The 15,296-nt window shown below is 29.9% G+C and carries 17 protein-coding genes; 8 read left to right on the top strand and 9 right to left on the bottom strand.

From position 1 onward, the window contains the following. Positions 1-1,332, bottom strand: a complete 1,332-nt coding sequence (locus F7B34_RS07300; RefSeq protein WP_292461173.1) for a hypothetical protein — start codon at positions 1,330-1,332, stop codon at positions 1-3. Between the two features lie 159 nt (positions 1,333-1,491). Between F7B34_RS07300 and wtpB the strand changes: the two genes are divergently transcribed. Then, positions 1,492-2,292 carry a tungstate ABC transporter permease WtpB gene (wtpB, locus tag F7B34_RS07295; RefSeq protein ID WP_292461172.1) on the top strand — a complete coding sequence of 267 codons (801 nt, stop codon included), beginning with the start codon at positions 1,492-1,494 and terminating at the stop codon, positions 2,290-2,292. 51 nt (positions 2,293-2,343) lie between these two features. Further along, entirely contained in the window at positions 2,344-3,282 is a 939-nt protein-coding gene (locus tag F7B34_RS07290; protein ID WP_292461171.1) for an ATP-binding cassette domain-containing protein, read from the top strand. Between the two features lie 46 nt (positions 3,283-3,328). On the opposite strand, the gene wtpA is transcribed toward F7B34_RS07290, so the two are convergent. The 7 genes from wtpA to F7B34_RS07255 form a co-directional block, all read right to left on the bottom strand. Next, positions 3,329-4,408: a tungstate ABC transporter substrate-binding protein WtpA gene (wtpA, locus tag F7B34_RS07285; protein ID WP_292461170.1), complete on the bottom strand. Its 1,080-nt coding sequence runs from the start codon at positions 4,406-4,408 to the stop codon at positions 3,329-3,331. A 189-nt stretch (positions 4,409-4,597) separates the two neighbouring features. Next, complete coding sequence (locus tag F7B34_RS07280) at positions 4,598-4,879, bottom strand: MTH1187 family thiamine-binding protein (RefSeq protein WP_292461169.1); 282 nt, start codon at positions 4,877-4,879, stop codon at positions 4,598-4,600. Positions 4,880-4,891: 12 nt separating this feature from the next. Then, a complete protein-coding gene (locus F7B34_RS07275; protein ID WP_292461168.1) occupies positions 4,892-5,017 on the bottom strand; it encodes a hypothetical protein in 126 nt (41 codons plus the stop codon). A gap of 50 nt (positions 5,018-5,067) precedes the next feature. Next, the gene (cofC, locus tag F7B34_RS07270) at positions 5,068-5,733 is read right to left on the bottom strand and encodes a 2-phospho-L-lactate guanylyltransferase (protein WP_292461167.1); all 666 of its coding nucleotides are present in this window, start codon (positions 5,731-5,733) and stop codon (positions 5,068-5,070) included. Between the two features lie 85 nt (positions 5,734-5,818). After that, positions 5,819-6,436, bottom strand: coding sequence for an MBL fold metallo-hydrolase (locus F7B34_RS07265; protein ID WP_292461166.1), 618 nt, complete (start codon positions 6,434-6,436; stop codon positions 5,819-5,821). Between the two features lie 86 nt (positions 6,437-6,522). Continuing rightward, positions 6,523-7,260 (bottom strand): biotin--[acetyl-CoA-carboxylase] ligase, encoded by a 738-nt coding sequence (locus F7B34_RS07260; RefSeq protein WP_367116348.1) that lies wholly within the window; start codon positions 7,258-7,260, stop codon positions 6,523-6,525. A 68-nt stretch (positions 7,261-7,328) separates the two neighbouring features. Continuing rightward, on the bottom strand, positions 7,329-8,735 hold the full coding sequence (locus F7B34_RS07255; RefSeq protein WP_292461165.1) for a lactaldehyde dehydrogenase: 1,407 nt from the start codon (positions 8,733-8,735) through the stop codon (positions 7,329-7,331). Between the two features lie 201 nt (positions 8,736-8,936). Between F7B34_RS07255 and F7B34_RS07250 the strand changes: the two genes are divergently transcribed. Further along, positions 8,937-9,722, top strand: coding sequence for an isopentenyl phosphate kinase (locus F7B34_RS07250; RefSeq protein ID WP_292461164.1), 786 nt, complete (start codon positions 8,937-8,939; stop codon positions 9,720-9,722). A 107-nt stretch (positions 9,723-9,829) separates the two neighbouring features. On the opposite strand, the gene F7B34_RS07245 is transcribed toward F7B34_RS07250, so the two are convergent. After that, on the bottom strand, positions 9,830-10,312 hold the full coding sequence (locus F7B34_RS07245) for a multiprotein bridging factor aMBF1 (RefSeq protein WP_292461163.1): 483 nt from the start codon (positions 10,310-10,312) through the stop codon (positions 9,830-9,832). 217 nt (positions 10,313-10,529) lie between these two features. Between F7B34_RS07245 and F7B34_RS07240 the strand changes: the two genes are divergently transcribed. The 5 genes from F7B34_RS07240 to F7B34_RS07220 all read left to right on the top strand — a co-directional run bounded on the left by F7B34_RS07240 (position 10,530) and on the right by F7B34_RS07220 (position 14,838). Beyond that, on the top strand, positions 10,530-11,750 hold the full coding sequence (locus F7B34_RS07240) for a proteasome-activating nucleotidase (protein ID WP_292461162.1): 1,221 nt from the start codon (positions 10,530-10,532) through the stop codon (positions 11,748-11,750). Positions 11,751-11,875: 125 nt separating this feature from the next. Next, entirely contained in the window at positions 11,876-13,096 is a 1,221-nt protein-coding gene (locus tag F7B34_RS07235; protein ID WP_292461161.1) for an FAD/NAD(P)-binding protein, read from the top strand. A 101-nt stretch (positions 13,097-13,197) separates the two neighbouring features. Continuing rightward, a complete protein-coding gene (locus tag F7B34_RS07230; protein WP_292461160.1) occupies positions 13,198-14,169 on the top strand; it encodes a radical SAM protein in 972 nt (323 codons plus the stop codon). 212 nt (positions 14,170-14,381) lie between these two features. Then, entirely contained in the window at positions 14,382-14,564 is a 183-nt protein-coding gene (locus F7B34_RS07225) for an antitoxin (RefSeq protein WP_292461159.1), read from the top strand. Between the two features lie 7 nt (positions 14,565-14,571). After that, positions 14,572-14,838 carry a type II toxin-antitoxin system RelE/ParE family toxin gene (locus F7B34_RS07220; RefSeq protein ID WP_292461158.1) on the top strand — a complete coding sequence of 89 codons (267 nt, stop codon included), beginning with the start codon at positions 14,572-14,574 and terminating at the stop codon, positions 14,836-14,838. Positions 14,839-15,296: the final 458 nt, after the last annotated feature.

Raw genomic sequence — 15,296 nt, 5'->3', positions numbered from 1 at the left:
TCACCTTATTCTTTCCCATTTGCCAGATTTTTCATTATATTTAAACCATCCTACATTTGGGATATACTTTTCAACACCTTTTCCATTAATTGGATAAGCGGTTTGTAAGTAATAACTACCATCACTACCCCTTAAGAAAACCAAATTTATTCTAATATTCTTATCTTTAATATAGTATGAGAACTCTACTTTAGTCTCTCCATTAAATTTATTCTTATTGTCTTCAACTGCCTTTATAATAATTTCTTTTAATTCTTCAGGGCCATTTATAATCTGTTGGATATTTTCTACTTCTAATCTGTCATTTTTGAAATATTTTATTTTCTGTCCAATTGGAAAAATCGTTGTAGCTTTTTCGTTTTCTAGGTTATATCCTATAACATGTCTTAGCCATACATGGTCTAATCCTTCATTAACATTTCCAGCAAATAATTTGACTTTGTATTTATTGGCCCTTATAATTTCTAATTTATTGAATAATTTTAAATCATTAACAATCTGATTTATATCATAGCCTTTTTCTATAAGTTCATTTATAACTTCTTCTTGAGGAATTTCCTTTTTTGATATTTTATTTTTATTTTTTAGCATTTGTTTTAGTTTTCCAATAGTTTTTCTTATTTTAGTTAAATCATCTACATTGTTGATATTTTTAGTTAATTTATTTATGTTATTCTTACTAATACCCATTTTAGATAACTTATTAGTTTCATCTACTGCCTTTTTAAGAGCATCATTTGGTTTATCACTGTTTTTGATGATATTGTTTATTGTATCTATATCTACTCCATTTTCCTCAAGGGTTTCTATTCTATTATCTATCCAACCGAGTTTTTTATCATTTTTAACTGCATCTTTAAACAACTTATTTATATTCTCTGGCTCAACTCCTTCATCCAACAATTTAACCGTATTTTTTGCAACTGTCTTTGGGCTGTAGCCTTTACTCTCTTTCTCTGCCAATTCTTCAATCAAATCTTTATCAAATATTTTATTAGCGACATCCGGATTTACAATTCCTTTACCATTATCTGCTTTCTTTAGATATTTGTAGAGTTCATTAGCATATTTCACTCCTTTTGAAGATAATTTGGCAATAACCTTCCCAGTCGGGTCAAATATCAAAGAAACAACAGTATAAGCATCTGAATATTCTGGGTGGTTTTCATCTATGTAGTTGCTAACCATTGCATCCGCTATCGTTTTAGCTGCAATTGTTGCTCCTGCAACTGCCCTACTTTGAGACATTGAAAAATCGAAAGAAAAGAATGCACTAACTGGGGACGCTAAAAGAAGAATGGCTAATAGGATAATAAGACATTTTCTTAACATTGTTGAATTCACCTCCTAAATTCTAATGTAAATATTTTCTATAAATCTTATAGATAATTTTTAATATTTTTATCTTATCGCTATATTAATGCATTATAATTAACATAATATTTATATAGTAATATACAATATAAACTACCAAAAATTATATTGATGATTATGTTCAAGGATACATTTAACAAAAATATGGTCAATTATTGGTTTATGGCATCTTTTTTAATAATATCTGTAATGATATTTTTGTTTATATTTATTCCTATAATTACCATGTTATTAAATCCGGGCGATATTTCAACTGCCATTGCGGATAAAGAGGTTATAAACTCCTTATTGGTTAGTTTAAAGGCAGCATTTACGGCAACAGTGATAGCCCTAATATTTGGAGTGCCACTGTCTTATATCCTTTCAAGATATGAATTTTTAGGTAAAAATATCGTCGAGGCCATAATTGATATACCTATGGCAATACCTCACTCAGTAACGGGAATTATGATATTAACGGTAATTTATGGGACACCCATTGGAACAGTATTAAAAAACTACGGGGTTATGATTGTAGATAATTTTTGGGGAATAGTTGTTGTAATGCTATATGTTGGTATTCCATTTATGATAAATACTGCTAAAAATGGGTTTTCTATGATTGATGAGGAGCTCGAAAATGTTTCCCGAACCTTGGGAGCTTCGCAAATAAAAACATTTTTTAATATTTCATTACCCCTAATAAAAAATAATCTGATTTCTGGGAGTATTCTTACATTTGCTAGGGGGATTAGTGAAGTTGGGGCAATTTTGATTGTAGCATATTTCCCAAAAACTGCACCTGTGCTTATATTGGATAGATTTAATGAATATGGGCTCAGTGCATCAAAACCTATTGCTGTGATTATGATAGTTGTGAGCATACTATTATTTGCTACACTGAGAATATTCCAGTATAAAAATAATAGGGATTCATAAAAAAATACCTTATATTATATAAAAACTAATTAATCTTGTAATGTGGTCTGCATGATTGAATTAAAAAATATCAGCAAAATTTGGAAGGAATTTCAATTAAAAAATGTAAATCTTAAATTAAGTGAGGATTACACAATATTACTTGGTCCAAGTGGTGCAGGGAAATCTATAATTATCAAGTGCATTGCAGGGATTTTAAAGCCGAATTCTGGAAGAATATATTATAATGGAGAGGATATTACAGATATACCTCCTGAAAAAAGGAATTTCGGATATGTTCCTCAAAATTATGGTTTATTCCCTCACATGACAGTTTATAAAAATATAGATTACGGATTAAAATTAAAAAAATTTGGAAAATTAGAACGTGAAAAAAGAATTAAAGAAATATCTGAATTTTTAAACATTGATAAATTATTGTCTCGTAATCCCACTACATTAAGTGGAGGGGAACAGCAAAGGGTAGCTATTGCTCGGGCATTGGTATTACACCCTAAAATATTGCTTTTAGATGAACCTACCTCTGCCCTTGATATTCATAATAAGGAAACTATTATAAATGAATTAAAAAAAATAGGGGAGCTCCTACCTATAATCCATATTACCCATGATTTTTTAGAGGCTAAGATGCTTGGGAAAAATATTGTATTTGTGAGTAATGGGGAAATCGTAGATTATGGAGATAAGGAGGAGATATTTAACAATCCAAAAAATGAAAAAATTGCAAAATTCTTTGGATATAATATAATAAAATACAATGGTAAATTATACGGAGTGGAACCCCATAACATAATTGTTAAAAAATATAACTCCAATATTAAGGATGAGCTCGCTGGTGAAATCACGGGAATGTATGATTTTGGGCATTATAAAAAATTAATCATATCATTAAATGATTCCACCATCAAATCCATTTATTACGGGGACGATTTGAATATTGGGGATAAAGTTTTAATTTCTTTTAAAAAATATGTAGTTTTAAACGATTAAAAAAATTAAAAAATGAGAATAATAAAATAAAAAAATTAAATTTTAATTATTTATTTTTTATTTCGACGAATTCTTTGAGCTCAGGTGGAACATTTCCAAACCCAACAGCAGGTTTAATTACAGGTTGTCCGGCATTTTCAAACACTTCTGGATGTTCCAATATTGTTTTAACAAATTCAATACCTTCTTTTGGATGATTTGCATTTTTGGGAACTGTAATTCCATAAACAATAGGTTTTCCTACTTTTGTTTTTCCATCTCCTGTGGTTAATTTAACTTTTTTATAGTTATCAGCACAGTCATAGTATCCAAGATTTATTTCTTTTGGGAGCTCTATATATTTCAGGTGATGCTGGGTGGCAACACTTTTGTATATAAATAAATAATCATAGGCTCCAGCTTCAATTGGTCCTACTAAATCAGTTTCTTTACTTCTTAAAAATATTTTATTAGTATTTACATTTATTTCCTTTGGAACTATAATATGGTAAGTCCCATTTTCTTCTTTAACCTTAAAATTTGTATTTTTTAATATTAAGTTGTCATATATTGTGGAATTTTTGTAATATGGTTCTGCTAACTGTATAACCATTTGACTTCTATATCCACAGGGGTCGTCGTTTGGATTGGAAAACCCAAATTTGACGTCTGGTTTATTTAATATTTTATACCAATTGGTGGAATTTATTTCGTTATGATATTTACTATTATCTGTATATGCCAATACGAGTTCGTTTCTTGCAATCATTAAATACCAATCTGCATATTTTGGCACCATCATGCTTGGAATAAGGGAGTAGTCTGCTGATGCTAAAACATCTGCTGTTTTGTTCAAATCTATTATTTTTCTAATACAGGCAACACTCCCAGCAGGTTCCCTTTGAACATCAACATTTGGATGTTCCTTTTCATATATTTTTTCATATTCTTTAAATGGAACCGATAGACTCCCTGCGTGGAATATTTTTAATACAGTTGGATTAGATGCGCTTGATTCCGATTGTTTATTACCAATTCCTGCATTGGCAGATTCTCCAGTTGCACCCGTGGATGTGCTCGAATCCATACATCCAGCCATCATACCAATGAATAATAAAGGTATGAGGTATATAATAAGCTTTTTCATTATATCACTCTCTGCATGTTCATATACTGTTAGAAATTAAATATATATACTATATATAATTTTTGTTAATAATATATAATTACCATGAATTTATTTTATGGATATTAGATATATTAAATACACATAAAATATCAAAATAGGAACTAAAAAGATATAAATAAATAGAAAAAATAAAAAAATGATATTATCTTATTTAATGGCATTTAATTTTCTTTCTATTGTATTTTCCTTATCCTTTCTTTCATCAATTTTTAGTGAGCTCACCACTCTTGTTGTGTCCTTTAAAACTTCCTCATGAGCTTCCTTAAATGCTTTTAATACCTCATCTAAATCCCCTTCCAATATTGTACCCATTGCACAAGGATCTATTTTTAAATTATACTTCTTAAAAACTCCCAATGCTTTTTTAACATATTTGGATACGCTTGGACCTTCGCCCAATGGCATTATACTCACTTCTGCAACTACCATGCTATCTCCTCCTTAATATATAGGTTCCAAAACGAGCGAAGCGAGTTTTGGACTTTGGATAGCAACCTTTTTTAAAGGTTGCTTTGAGACGATTGGACCTTCGCCCAATGGCATTATACTCACTTCTGCAACTACCATATTATCGCCTCCAATAGCAATTAATAGTTAAATAAATGGTAATTAATAATTTATCGTATAACTTCAAATCTTCCAGCAGATGAATGCTTTGGAAGAATGGATATTCCCAAACTCTTTAAATACTTATAGGTATTTGTATCTTTTCCGTGAATAAGAATTTCTCCCAAATCTTCAATAGTGTTTATATCTATTGAAATATAAAAGGATGGATAAATAATTGTCTTTAAATTATTTTTTTTACACTCCTCAATATGTTTTAAAAAACTGAATCCTTCATACCGTGTTTTAATAACATCCTTTGGATTTAAAAGGAGCAAATTTGTTCCACCTCCCCTTGATGGACATATTACCACGGAGCTCCCATTCAATTTGTCTATCATCTCCCTTAAATCATTCTCTTTAATTAGGGGAATGTCGGCGGGAACTATCATCACGGCATCTTCTTTTATGTGTTCAAAAGCGTATGATATTGCTTCATTAAGTCCTTTAATATCTTCTCTTTCAGGTATGGCTATCATCCCATGTTTTTTTGAGAATTTTAGTATTTTCTCATCCTTACTTACAACATATATTTTATCACATACTGATTTAACACCATTATGTACATCTAAAAGCATGTTTTTTATTAAATCCACCCTTTCTTCCGGTGTTAAGAAGTTTTTTAGGCGTGATTTTACGGTATTTAGTGGTGAAACTGGTATCAGTGCTGAGAACATTATATCACTTTTATTATATAGTTAGTATGTTATTTATTATTTTATTTTTATTTTTAGCTGTTTTTTATTTTATTATGTGTATGACTTATAAAAACAATTTTGCATTTGAAAATGCACTTAAATTTCCTTTTTCTCCATGTCCTGGCAGTATATTCATAATATTTCTTTCATAGGCAATTCTTTCAAGTTTTGATATAGAGCTCCGTAAATCGATTAAATTTCCAGTTGGAAAGTCCCACCTACCTACGCCATAGGCAAATAATGTATCCCCTGTAATAATATTATCCTTATATGCTATGCTTATACTTCCCTTTGTATGTCCAGGAGTCTCTACAACTTCTATATCCCATTTTTTTAGTTCCTCCAAAACCTCATTTATTGGTATTATTTCCTTTGGTGGTGTCAATTCTCTACTAAATAAGGCAGATACTGTGGTATTTGTATTGTTCTTTAAATCATTCACTTCTAAATCATGAATTATTACTGGTGCATTAAAATATTCTTCATAAAGATAATCGCTTCCAGCATGGTCATAATGGCAGTGTGTGTTTATTATATAATCTATATCTTTTGCAGTGTTTTTAATTTCATCCTTTAACATATTAAAGGTATTTGGAGTTCCCGGGTCTATCAATATGTTCTTTTTTCCAACTATTAAATAAGTATTTGAATCATACCCTATACCATTTAGTTTGTAAATCATAGAGCTCACCTAATTTTAACTATATTTTATTTACTTATATATTTTATTTTTCATTTATATCTACAAATTTTATTATCATTTTATCATTATCTCAAATGAAAGCAGTCTCCAACAGCTATATGCTTAATTTCATTGTCAATTGCTAAATAAACGCCATTATAATCAATATCAAGGACTTTTCCCTTAATCTCTTCTTTTGGAGTAATTATCTTAACATATCTACCAATGGTTTTTGAATGTTTTTTATATTTTTTTAAAACTTCATCATCATCTAAGAAATAGTTATTTCTAAAATTATCAACAAATCTATCAAGGATTTCAAACCTGTCAAATTCTTTTCCTTCCAATACCTTTAATGATGTGGCAGTATCTTTTATTTCATCATGTATTTTGTTATTAACATTTATGCCAACCCCTAAAACTAAAAATCCATAATTTATATTTATTTCGCTCAATACTCCTGATACTTTCTTATCTTTATTATCTACATTGACAATTACATCATTTGGAAATTTTATGCCTAAGTTCTTATAATTATTTTTTGAATAATATATTAATGTTTCAAGAGTGGATAATGAGCCTAAAAAGTTTAATTTACCAATGTTCTCGTTTTTACATTTCTTTTTAAATTCTTTTAAATCCAAAAGTATGGAAAAATAAAGTCCTCCAAAATCAGAATACCATTCTCTTTCAAGTCGCCCGACCCCTCCTGTCTGAACATCCGAAACAACAATTAAGTTTCTTTTTCCCTCTTTTCCTAATTTGTAGCAGTATTTATTTGTAGAATCAATTTCTTTTAAGTGAATTATGTGCCACTCCATCATATACTATCCCTATAAAATAGTTTAAAATAAGTTAATGTATATTATTGTTGCATGTCATTATTATTTTGCTACTTATTTATTGCATGTTTTATAATAACTGTTTTTATCTCGCTCATCTCTTCAACGGCATATTTTATGCCCTCTCTACCCATTCCGCTTCTTTTGATTCCTCCAAATGGCATATTGTCCCTTCTAAACGTTGGGCTGTTGTTTATAAGAACTCCGCCGTATTCAAGCTCATCTGCAAGTTTAAATGCCTTATTTATGTCATTGGTAAATACTCCTGCGTGAAGACCGTATTTTGTATTATTTACATAGCGTAATGCCTCATCCATATCTTTAATTCTAATTATAGGTAAAACTGGTGCAAAAATCTCTATTTTTGATAATATGTTATCGTGATTTACCTCCATAATTGTTGGATGAATGACGGATTTTTCCCTTTTTCCACCATACAGTATTTTTCCTCCTTCCTCAACGGACTGGTTTATTAAATTTTCCACTCTTTCAGCACTTTCAGGAGTTATTAGTGCCCCAATATCTGTTTCCCTATCCAACGGATTGCCAACCTTTAATTTTTTTGTTTCTTCAATTACTCCCTTTATAAACTCATCTGCAACTTCATCCTCAACAAGCACCCTTCCAACAGATATGCAGACCTGCCCGGAATTTAGGAATTTCCCTTTAACGCATGACTTAATTGCTTTTTTTATATCTCCATCCTTTAAAACAATCATGGGATTATTGCCCCCGAGCTCTAAGGTTATCTTTTTGAATCCTGCATTTTTTGTAATGGATTCCCCCACTTCCACACTTCCAGTAAATGAAACCATGTTTATCTTATCGTTTTTTACTATTTCATCCCCTACAACATCCCCCATTCCAGTTAAAAGGTTGAATACTCCCAAAGGAATATTTTTATTCTTTAAAACCTTTTCAATAATCTTTGTTAATTCAATTGCTGCCATTGGAGCCTTTGCTGATGGATGAAGAACTAAGCTATTTCCCGTAGCTATTGCAGGAGCTACCTTATGGGCTATTAAATTCAATGGAAAATTGAATGGAGCAATTGCTCCAATAAGTCCCACCGGCTCCCTTTTTGTTAATATGATGCCGTTTTCCAATGGTATTGTTTCCCCCCTGAGCTCCTTTGCATAAAATGCTGCAAATTTAAATGTGCCGATAGTTCTATCTACTTCAATTATGGACTGCCTTATCGGTTTTCCAGCATCTACGGATATAATTTTTGCTAATTTTTCCTTATTTTTCTGTATTTCTGATGCTATATTCATCAAAATGCTGTATCTGGTTGATGGGGGCAGATTTTTCATAACTGGCTTATGCTCCTCCGCTATTTTAATAGCTTCTTTTGTCTCTTCTCTGCTTAATGAAGTGATACTCCCAATGGTTTCAAGAGTGTATGGATTTATTACTTCTAAATCCTCCCTTAAAATCCATTCTCCGTTTATGAACATATTTTCACCACCATTTCATTTTTTATATTATTTTAAATTTTTTTATCCCATACTTTTTTATTTTATTTTTTATTTTATTTTTATACACTCATTTTATTATATTATAATTTTATTTTTATTAAAGTAATATTAATTATATATTTACTGTGACTATACTAATATAAAACTAATCAACTTACTATCAAAATAAAATGTGATACCATGCTTGCGATTCTTAAACTTGGCGGAAGTATTTTGTGCGATAAGAACATTCCTTTTTCTATTAAATGGGATAATTTAGATAGAATTTCTATGGAAATAAGAAATGCTATTGATAGCTATAACAATAACAATGATAAATTGAATTTAATCATCATACACGGTGGAGGTTCTTTTGGTCATCCTGTCGCAAAGAAATATCTAAATAAAGATAAAAATAATAATAAAAAAGAATTTTACAACATGGAAAAGGGATTTTGGGATATTCAAAAAGCCATGAGAAAGTTTAACAATATAGTAATTGACAGCCTACATGATTACGATATTCCAGCAGTTTCAATACAGCCTTCTTCATTTATAGCATTTGATAAAGGAGAAATCCATTTTGACACTTATGTCATAGAAGGCATGATTAAAAGAGGTTTAATTCCTGTAATTCACGGCGATATAGTATTAGATGGTGAGAGTAATTATAAAATATTTTCAGGAGACCACGCACTGCCTTATTTGACAAAAAAATTAAAACCAAATCTAAGCCTTCATGCCTCCGATGTAGATGGAGTTCTTGATTCCAACAAAAACGTAATTGAAAAAATCAATTCAGAAAATATTAACGATATTTTAAAATATTTAAAACCATCTGATAAAAACGATATTACAGGTGGAATGTATTTAAAAGTCATGGAATCTTATAACTCAGGCATTAAAACAATAATCTTCAATGGAAATAAAAAAGGGAATATATATAGTGCATTAACTGGGGATGTAAAGGGAACGGAAATTAATTGATAGAAAAGTAAATAAAAACGATATATAATTAAAAATAATATAAAAATAAAAAAATATAAAAAAAATAAAATAAGAAGAATTTAATAAATAAAAATAAGAATTAAAAGTTATTTCCTTTTTTTAATCTTTACAAAGTCCCCTAATGTGAATTCATTCCTTGAAGAGCAAGTATTGTATTCCTGTTCGCCCTCTTCATATAAGGTAATATTTAACTCTTTTTCCAATCTCTTCACATACTTTTCCTCTGGTTCCAGTTCGTTTCTTTCAATTTTGTGAAGTGTTGATTCCTTAATACCTACTCTTTTTGCCAGTTCTTTTAAATCCATGCCTTTTTTCATCCTAGCCTCTTTTATAACATCTCCATAATCTTCTACTATCATTTTTAAGCTATCAAATAAATCTCTTTTAGGTCGCCTAATGGTCTTTTTTGTCTGAGGGGCTCCTCTTCCAAGAAATTTTTTAGGTTTTCTTGAATAACTCTTTGGAGATACTCCAAATTTAGCACATTCATCACATACCTGCATTTCTACACCTTCTATTTTTACAGTTCTGAGTTTATTAACTTCTTTTCCACATAATTCACACTGCATAATATACTCACCTAATCAAATAATAATATAAATCTACTAAATATAATAATTATATATATTAAAATTTTTAAAATATTAAAGTTTAAAATAACAATTGGTATTTATAAACCATTACATATATATATCTTCATTGATTTATTAATAATTATAATTATTATCTATTCATCATATTAATTTAAATTACATTATGATTATAATTTACATGGAGGTATATCTTATGGTATTTCCAAGCTACGAGAACGACGATGTTGAAGAGAAAAATGAAATAAATATTGAAGAATTTAAGGAAAAGACATATATTGCTGAGTTAGAGAGTAAAGTATTAAGGATGGAATTAGAAAATAAAGATTTAAATAGGGAAAATGCACAGCTAAAAAAAGAAAACGAAATTCTTAAAAGAGAATTAGATAAACTCAGAATTCCACCATTAATACTTGGAACAGTAATTGACAAAGTAAATGATAGAAAGGTAGTTGTAAAGAGCTCAACAGGTCCAAGTTTCCTTGTAAGCATCTCACAGTTCGTAAATAAAGATGAGATTGTTCCAGGTGCAAGGGTCTGTTTAAATCAGCAAACTCTGGCTGTTGTGGATGTTTTGCCTAAGGAAAAAGATTATAGGGCAATGGCAATGGAAGTTGATGAGAGGCCAGATGTATCATTTAGCGACATAGGGGGATTGGAAGAACAGATAAAAGAAGTTAAGGAAGTTGTAGAACTTCCATTAACACACCCCGAATTATTCGAAAAAGTGGGCATTGAACCTCCTAAGGGGGTTTTATTATATGGACCTCCGGGAACAGGTAAAACCCTTCTTGCAAAGGCAGTTGCGCATGAAACTAATGCATCATTCATAAAAATTGTTGGTTCAGAGCTCGTCAAAAAATTCATAGGAGAGGGGGCAAAACTTGTAAGGGATGTATTCAAGTTAGCCAAGGAAAAGGCACCATGTATCATATTTATTGATGAAATAGATGCAGTAGCAAGCAGAAGAACAGAGTCATTAACTGGTGGGGATAGGGAAGTTCAGAGGACACTCATGCAACTTCTTGCTGAAATGGATGGATTTGAATCAAAAGGCGATGTAAAGATTATAGCTGCTACAAACAGACCCGATATACTGGATCCAGCTATATTGAGACCAGGTAGATTCGATAGAATAATCGAGGTTCCTGCACCAAGCGAAGATGGAAGATTAGATATCTTAAAAATCCATACAAAAAACATGAATTTAAAGCATGTGGATTTAAAAAAGGTAGCAGAAATGACAGAAGGTTGTGTTGGTGCAGATTTAAAAGCAATATGCACAGAAGCGGGTATGTTTGCTATAAGGGACGGAAGAGAATATGTAACGATGGACGACTTCCTAACTGCCATTGAAAAAGTATGGGCTAAAAAGAGAGATAAAACAAACACAACATTGCATGTGATGTATGCTTAAATATGCAAATTAATAAAATAAAAGGTTCTAATACTTAACTTTTCTATTTATTCTTTTATTTAATATTATTTTTGGCATTGATATTTTTTATTATGTTTTTTATTTTTTAAAACATAGGAGATAGTATGAAAATAGGAATAGTTGGAGCAGGATTAGGCGGTTTATTGGCAGGAGCATTACTTTCAAAAGAAAACGAAGTGGTTATTTATGAAAAATTGCCCATTGTTGGTGGAAGATTTACAAATATTGAATATAAAGGATATAATCTTACCACAGGAGCTCTACATATGATACCACATGGAGCCGATGGATATTTGGCACAACTACTTAAAAAAGCAGGATGCAATGTTAATATAGTTAATTCCAATCCTGATGGGCTTTTTAGAGTAAATAAAAAGAATCATCCATATAAGAATATATTTAATCTCGTAGGATTGAAGGATAAGATAAAAGGTCTAAAAATGGCCGCCAACTTGAAAATTGGGAAGGTGGATAAAGATATATCATTTGGAGAATTTTTGGAAGACATCCCTCTGGCATTGGATATAGGGAACTCATTTACAGGCTGGGCTTTAAGTTTAAACGCCTACGATACTCCAATGGAAGAAATACTCGAAATAACTAAAAATTATCATAAATTTGGAGGTCCCGGAATACCAATTGGTGGATGTAAGGGCGTAATAGATGAACTAATATGTGTAATAAAAAACAACAATGGAAAGATAATTACAAATCATGCTGTTAAAAAGATAGAAATTGATGATAAATGTTATATTAACCCAGGGGAAAATGATGGAGAAAATGAAGAAGAATTCGACATAGTAATAAGCAATTTATCTCCAAAATTAACAGAAAATATATCCAATGTAAAAATAATAAAAGAAAAAGAACCTATTCCATCAAAAGGTATAAAGGTATCCATAGGATGTAAAGAAAAATTTATAGAGCATAATGGTGTTTTATTTACCCCGGAGTGTGAGAGAATAAACGGTTTAAACTGTCCATCAAATGTTGATAAAAACCTTGCGAAAAAAGGATATAATTTAATAATGGCTCATGCGACACAGATTAAAGATAATGTTAAAAATGAAATAGATATTGTTTTAAATGATATAGAACGGTTATTCAGCGAAAATAATATAAGTAATTATGAAATCCTCCATATTCAAACATACAGAGATGAAATACCTGTGAATCATGCTTCAAATGGAACAGATTTAAATCCTATTGTCAATGATAAACTATATCTTGTTGGAGATGGGGTTAAAGGGAAGGGAGGAATTGAAGTTGAAGGCGTAGCTTTAAGTGTTTTAAAGGTTGTTAGTGAGATTAACAAAATAAAATAGTAAATAAATGAAATAAATATAAAATAAAATAATAAAATTAACATAAAATAAAAAATAAAATAAATAAAAATAAGAAATAAAAAATAAAAGAAGGAAAAAATATGGAATATTTCAAAGATGATAAGGAAATAGTATTTGGACCTGTTCCATCAAGAAGACTTGGAAAAAGTTTGGGAATAAACAACATCCCAAATAAATTTTGTAGTTATGACTGCGTATACTGCCAAGTGGGAAGAACGCTAAATAAAACCATAGAAAGACAGGCCTTTTATAAGGTAGAGGATATAATTCAATCCGTTGAAAAAAGAATAATCAATCTAAAAAATAGAAATGAGAAAATTGATTATATTACATATGTCCCAGACGGAGAACCTACCCTTGATATTAATCTAAAAAAAGAAGTTGAGGAGTTAAAAAAATTAAATATTCCCATTGCCATAATCACAAATACCTCCTTAATGTATAGGGAAGATGTCAGAGAGGATTTAATGGATTTTGATTTAGTTTCTTTAAAAATAAATGCTGTTGATGGAGAGCTCTGGAAAATCATTGATAGACCTCATGATGAGCTAAACTTAAAAGACATTTTAAATGGGATTTTGAAGTTTAAAAAAGAGTTTAAGGGAAAAATAATAACCGAAACCATGCTATTGGATGAAATCAACTACACTGATGAAGTAATAATGGATACTGCAAAATTTTTAAAGAAATTATCCCCAAATAAATGTTATATAAGCATCCCTATAAGGCCCCCCGCTGAAAAAATCAAACCTGCAAATGAGGAAACTATAAACAGAGTATTTCAAATATTCTCCAAAATCATAGGATTGGATAAAGTTGAGTATCTAATAGGTTATGAGGGCAACGAATTCGCATATTCTGGAAATATTGAGGAGGATTTGCTGTCCATTACTTCTGTTCATCCTATGAGGAAGGAAGGTGTTGAAGAATTATTAAAAAAAGCCGGTGCTGGCTGGGATATTGTGGATAAATTGATAAAAGAGAATAAATTGATAAAATTAGAATATGATGACAATATATTTTACATGAGAAAATTAAAAAGTAGATTATAAGAAAAAGCATTATTATTTTTTTATTTTAAAATTAACAGGTGCATCTATTTTTAATTATTATTATAGTAATTAGATAATGGTTTATTACTTCAAAAATTATAAAATTCCATAGGATTTTATGGCTCACATTCATTTCATCAGGTGATGGATGGTTATCTATATAACATAAATATTTAAATAAAATAACCAATTAATAGTTATTTGGTGGTAAAATGAATATTGTTCAATCGTATATTGCTGATGAAAAAGGGAACATTAAAGGAGTCATTTTAGATTATAAAGTATTTAAAAAAATTGAAGAATTAATATTAGATTATGGACTTTTGAAGGCAATGGAAGAGGTAGAAGATGAAGAGGAAATTGATTTAGAGACGGCTAAAAAGTTATTAGAGTAGTGGGATAATGGAAGTATATTTTAAAAAATCTTTTATTAAAGATTTAAAAGATTTGCCTAAAAACATTCAAAGAAAAATTAAAAAATTAGTTTTTGATGAAATTCCAAATAAAAATAGTTTATCTGAAATTTCAGAAGTAAAAAAGTTAAAAGGGGCAGAGTATTACTATCGAATTAGAATGGGAGATTACAGAATTGGTTTTAAATATGAAAATGGGAAAATTATTTTTTATAGAGCTCTACACAGAAACCAGATTTACAAAAGATTTCCATGATTTTTATTAAGTTTAACATTAAATTATTCCAAAGATTATAAAACTCTTCGAATTTTAGAGCTCACCTTCATTTCATTCAGATGATGGATGGTTATCCATTAAATAAATAAGGAATTAGGAAACCTATTGCCGTATAAATACTTTACTATTCAATTCAAATCGATATATATATATATATATAGGTGTTTTCATTTATTAATAACATGAAAAAAATGAAAAATTATATATGGAATAAAGAAAATATTAAAACACTCTTTAAAAGTATTTAGGAAAAATGAAAAAAGGTTGGCGATGATGAACATGTGCCAGATGTTCGGAGCCAACCCTTTGGCTGTGATGAACCTTTATGGGTTCTGAGCCTAATGCTTATCTCAATTCACACCATAAGAGGTGCAAAATATGAATATGTCAAAAAACTTACTTAAAGGTTTCGCTGCTGTGGCTATGCTTTGCATGGT

The organism is Methanothermococcus sp., from assembly GCF_015523155.1.
GTDB lineage: Archaea > AGJL01 > Methanococci > Methanococcales > Methanococcaceae > Methanofervidicoccus.
This window is presented reverse-complemented; position numbering and strand designations above follow the sequence as displayed.

Excerpts from the sequence above, each read along its gene's own strand:
- F7B34_RS07300 (WP_292461173.1), bottom strand. The coding sequence starts at position 1,332 with ATGTTAAGAAAATGTCTTATTATCCTATTAGCCATTCTTCTTTTAGCG.
- wtpB (WP_292461172.1), top strand. The coding sequence starts at position 1,492 with ATGTTCAAGGATACATTTAACAAAAATATGGTCAATTATTGGTTTATG.
- F7B34_RS07290 (WP_292461171.1), top strand. The coding sequence starts at position 2,344 with ATGATTGAATTAAAAAATATCAGCAAAATTTGGAAGGAATTTCAATTA.
- wtpA (WP_292461170.1), bottom strand. The coding sequence starts at position 4,408 with ATGAAAAAGCTTATTATATACCTCATACCTTTATTATTCATTGGTATG.
- F7B34_RS07280 (WP_292461169.1), bottom strand. The coding sequence starts at position 4,879 with ATGGTAGTTGCAGAAGTGAGTATAATGCCATTGGGCGAAGGTCCAAGC.
- F7B34_RS07275 (WP_292461168.1), bottom strand. The coding sequence starts at position 5,017 with ATGGTAGTTGCAGAAGTGAGTATAATGCCATTGGGCGAAGGTCCAATC.
- cofC (WP_292461167.1), bottom strand. The coding sequence starts at position 5,733 with ATGTTCTCAGCACTGATACCAGTTTCACCACTAAATACCGTAAAATCA.
- F7B34_RS07265 (WP_292461166.1), bottom strand. The coding sequence starts at position 6,436 with ATGATTTACAAACTAAATGGTATAGGGTATGATTCAAATACTTATTTA.
- F7B34_RS07260 (WP_367116348.1), bottom strand. The coding sequence starts at position 7,260 with ATGATGGAGTGGCACATAATTCACTTAAAAGAAATTGATTCTACAAAT.
- F7B34_RS07255 (WP_292461165.1), bottom strand. The coding sequence starts at position 8,735 with ATGTTCATAAACGGAGAATGGATTTTAAGGGAGGATTTAGAAGTAATA.
- F7B34_RS07250 (WP_292461164.1), top strand. The coding sequence starts at position 8,937 with ATGCTTGCGATTCTTAAACTTGGCGGAAGTATTTTGTGCGATAAGAAC.
- F7B34_RS07245 (WP_292461163.1), bottom strand. The coding sequence starts at position 10,312 with ATGCAGTGTGAATTATGTGGAAAAGAAGTTAATAAACTCAGAACTGTA.
- F7B34_RS07240 (WP_292461162.1), top strand. The coding sequence starts at position 10,530 with ATGGTATTTCCAAGCTACGAGAACGACGATGTTGAAGAGAAAAATGAA.
- F7B34_RS07235 (WP_292461161.1), top strand. The coding sequence starts at position 11,876 with ATGAAAATAGGAATAGTTGGAGCAGGATTAGGCGGTTTATTGGCAGGA.
- F7B34_RS07230 (WP_292461160.1), top strand. The coding sequence starts at position 13,198 with ATGGAATATTTCAAAGATGATAAGGAAATAGTATTTGGACCTGTTCCA.
- F7B34_RS07225 (WP_292461159.1), top strand. The coding sequence starts at position 14,382 with ATGAATATTGTTCAATCGTATATTGCTGATGAAAAAGGGAACATTAAA.
- F7B34_RS07220 (WP_292461158.1), top strand. The coding sequence starts at position 14,572 with ATGGAAGTATATTTTAAAAAATCTTTTATTAAAGATTTAAAAGATTTG.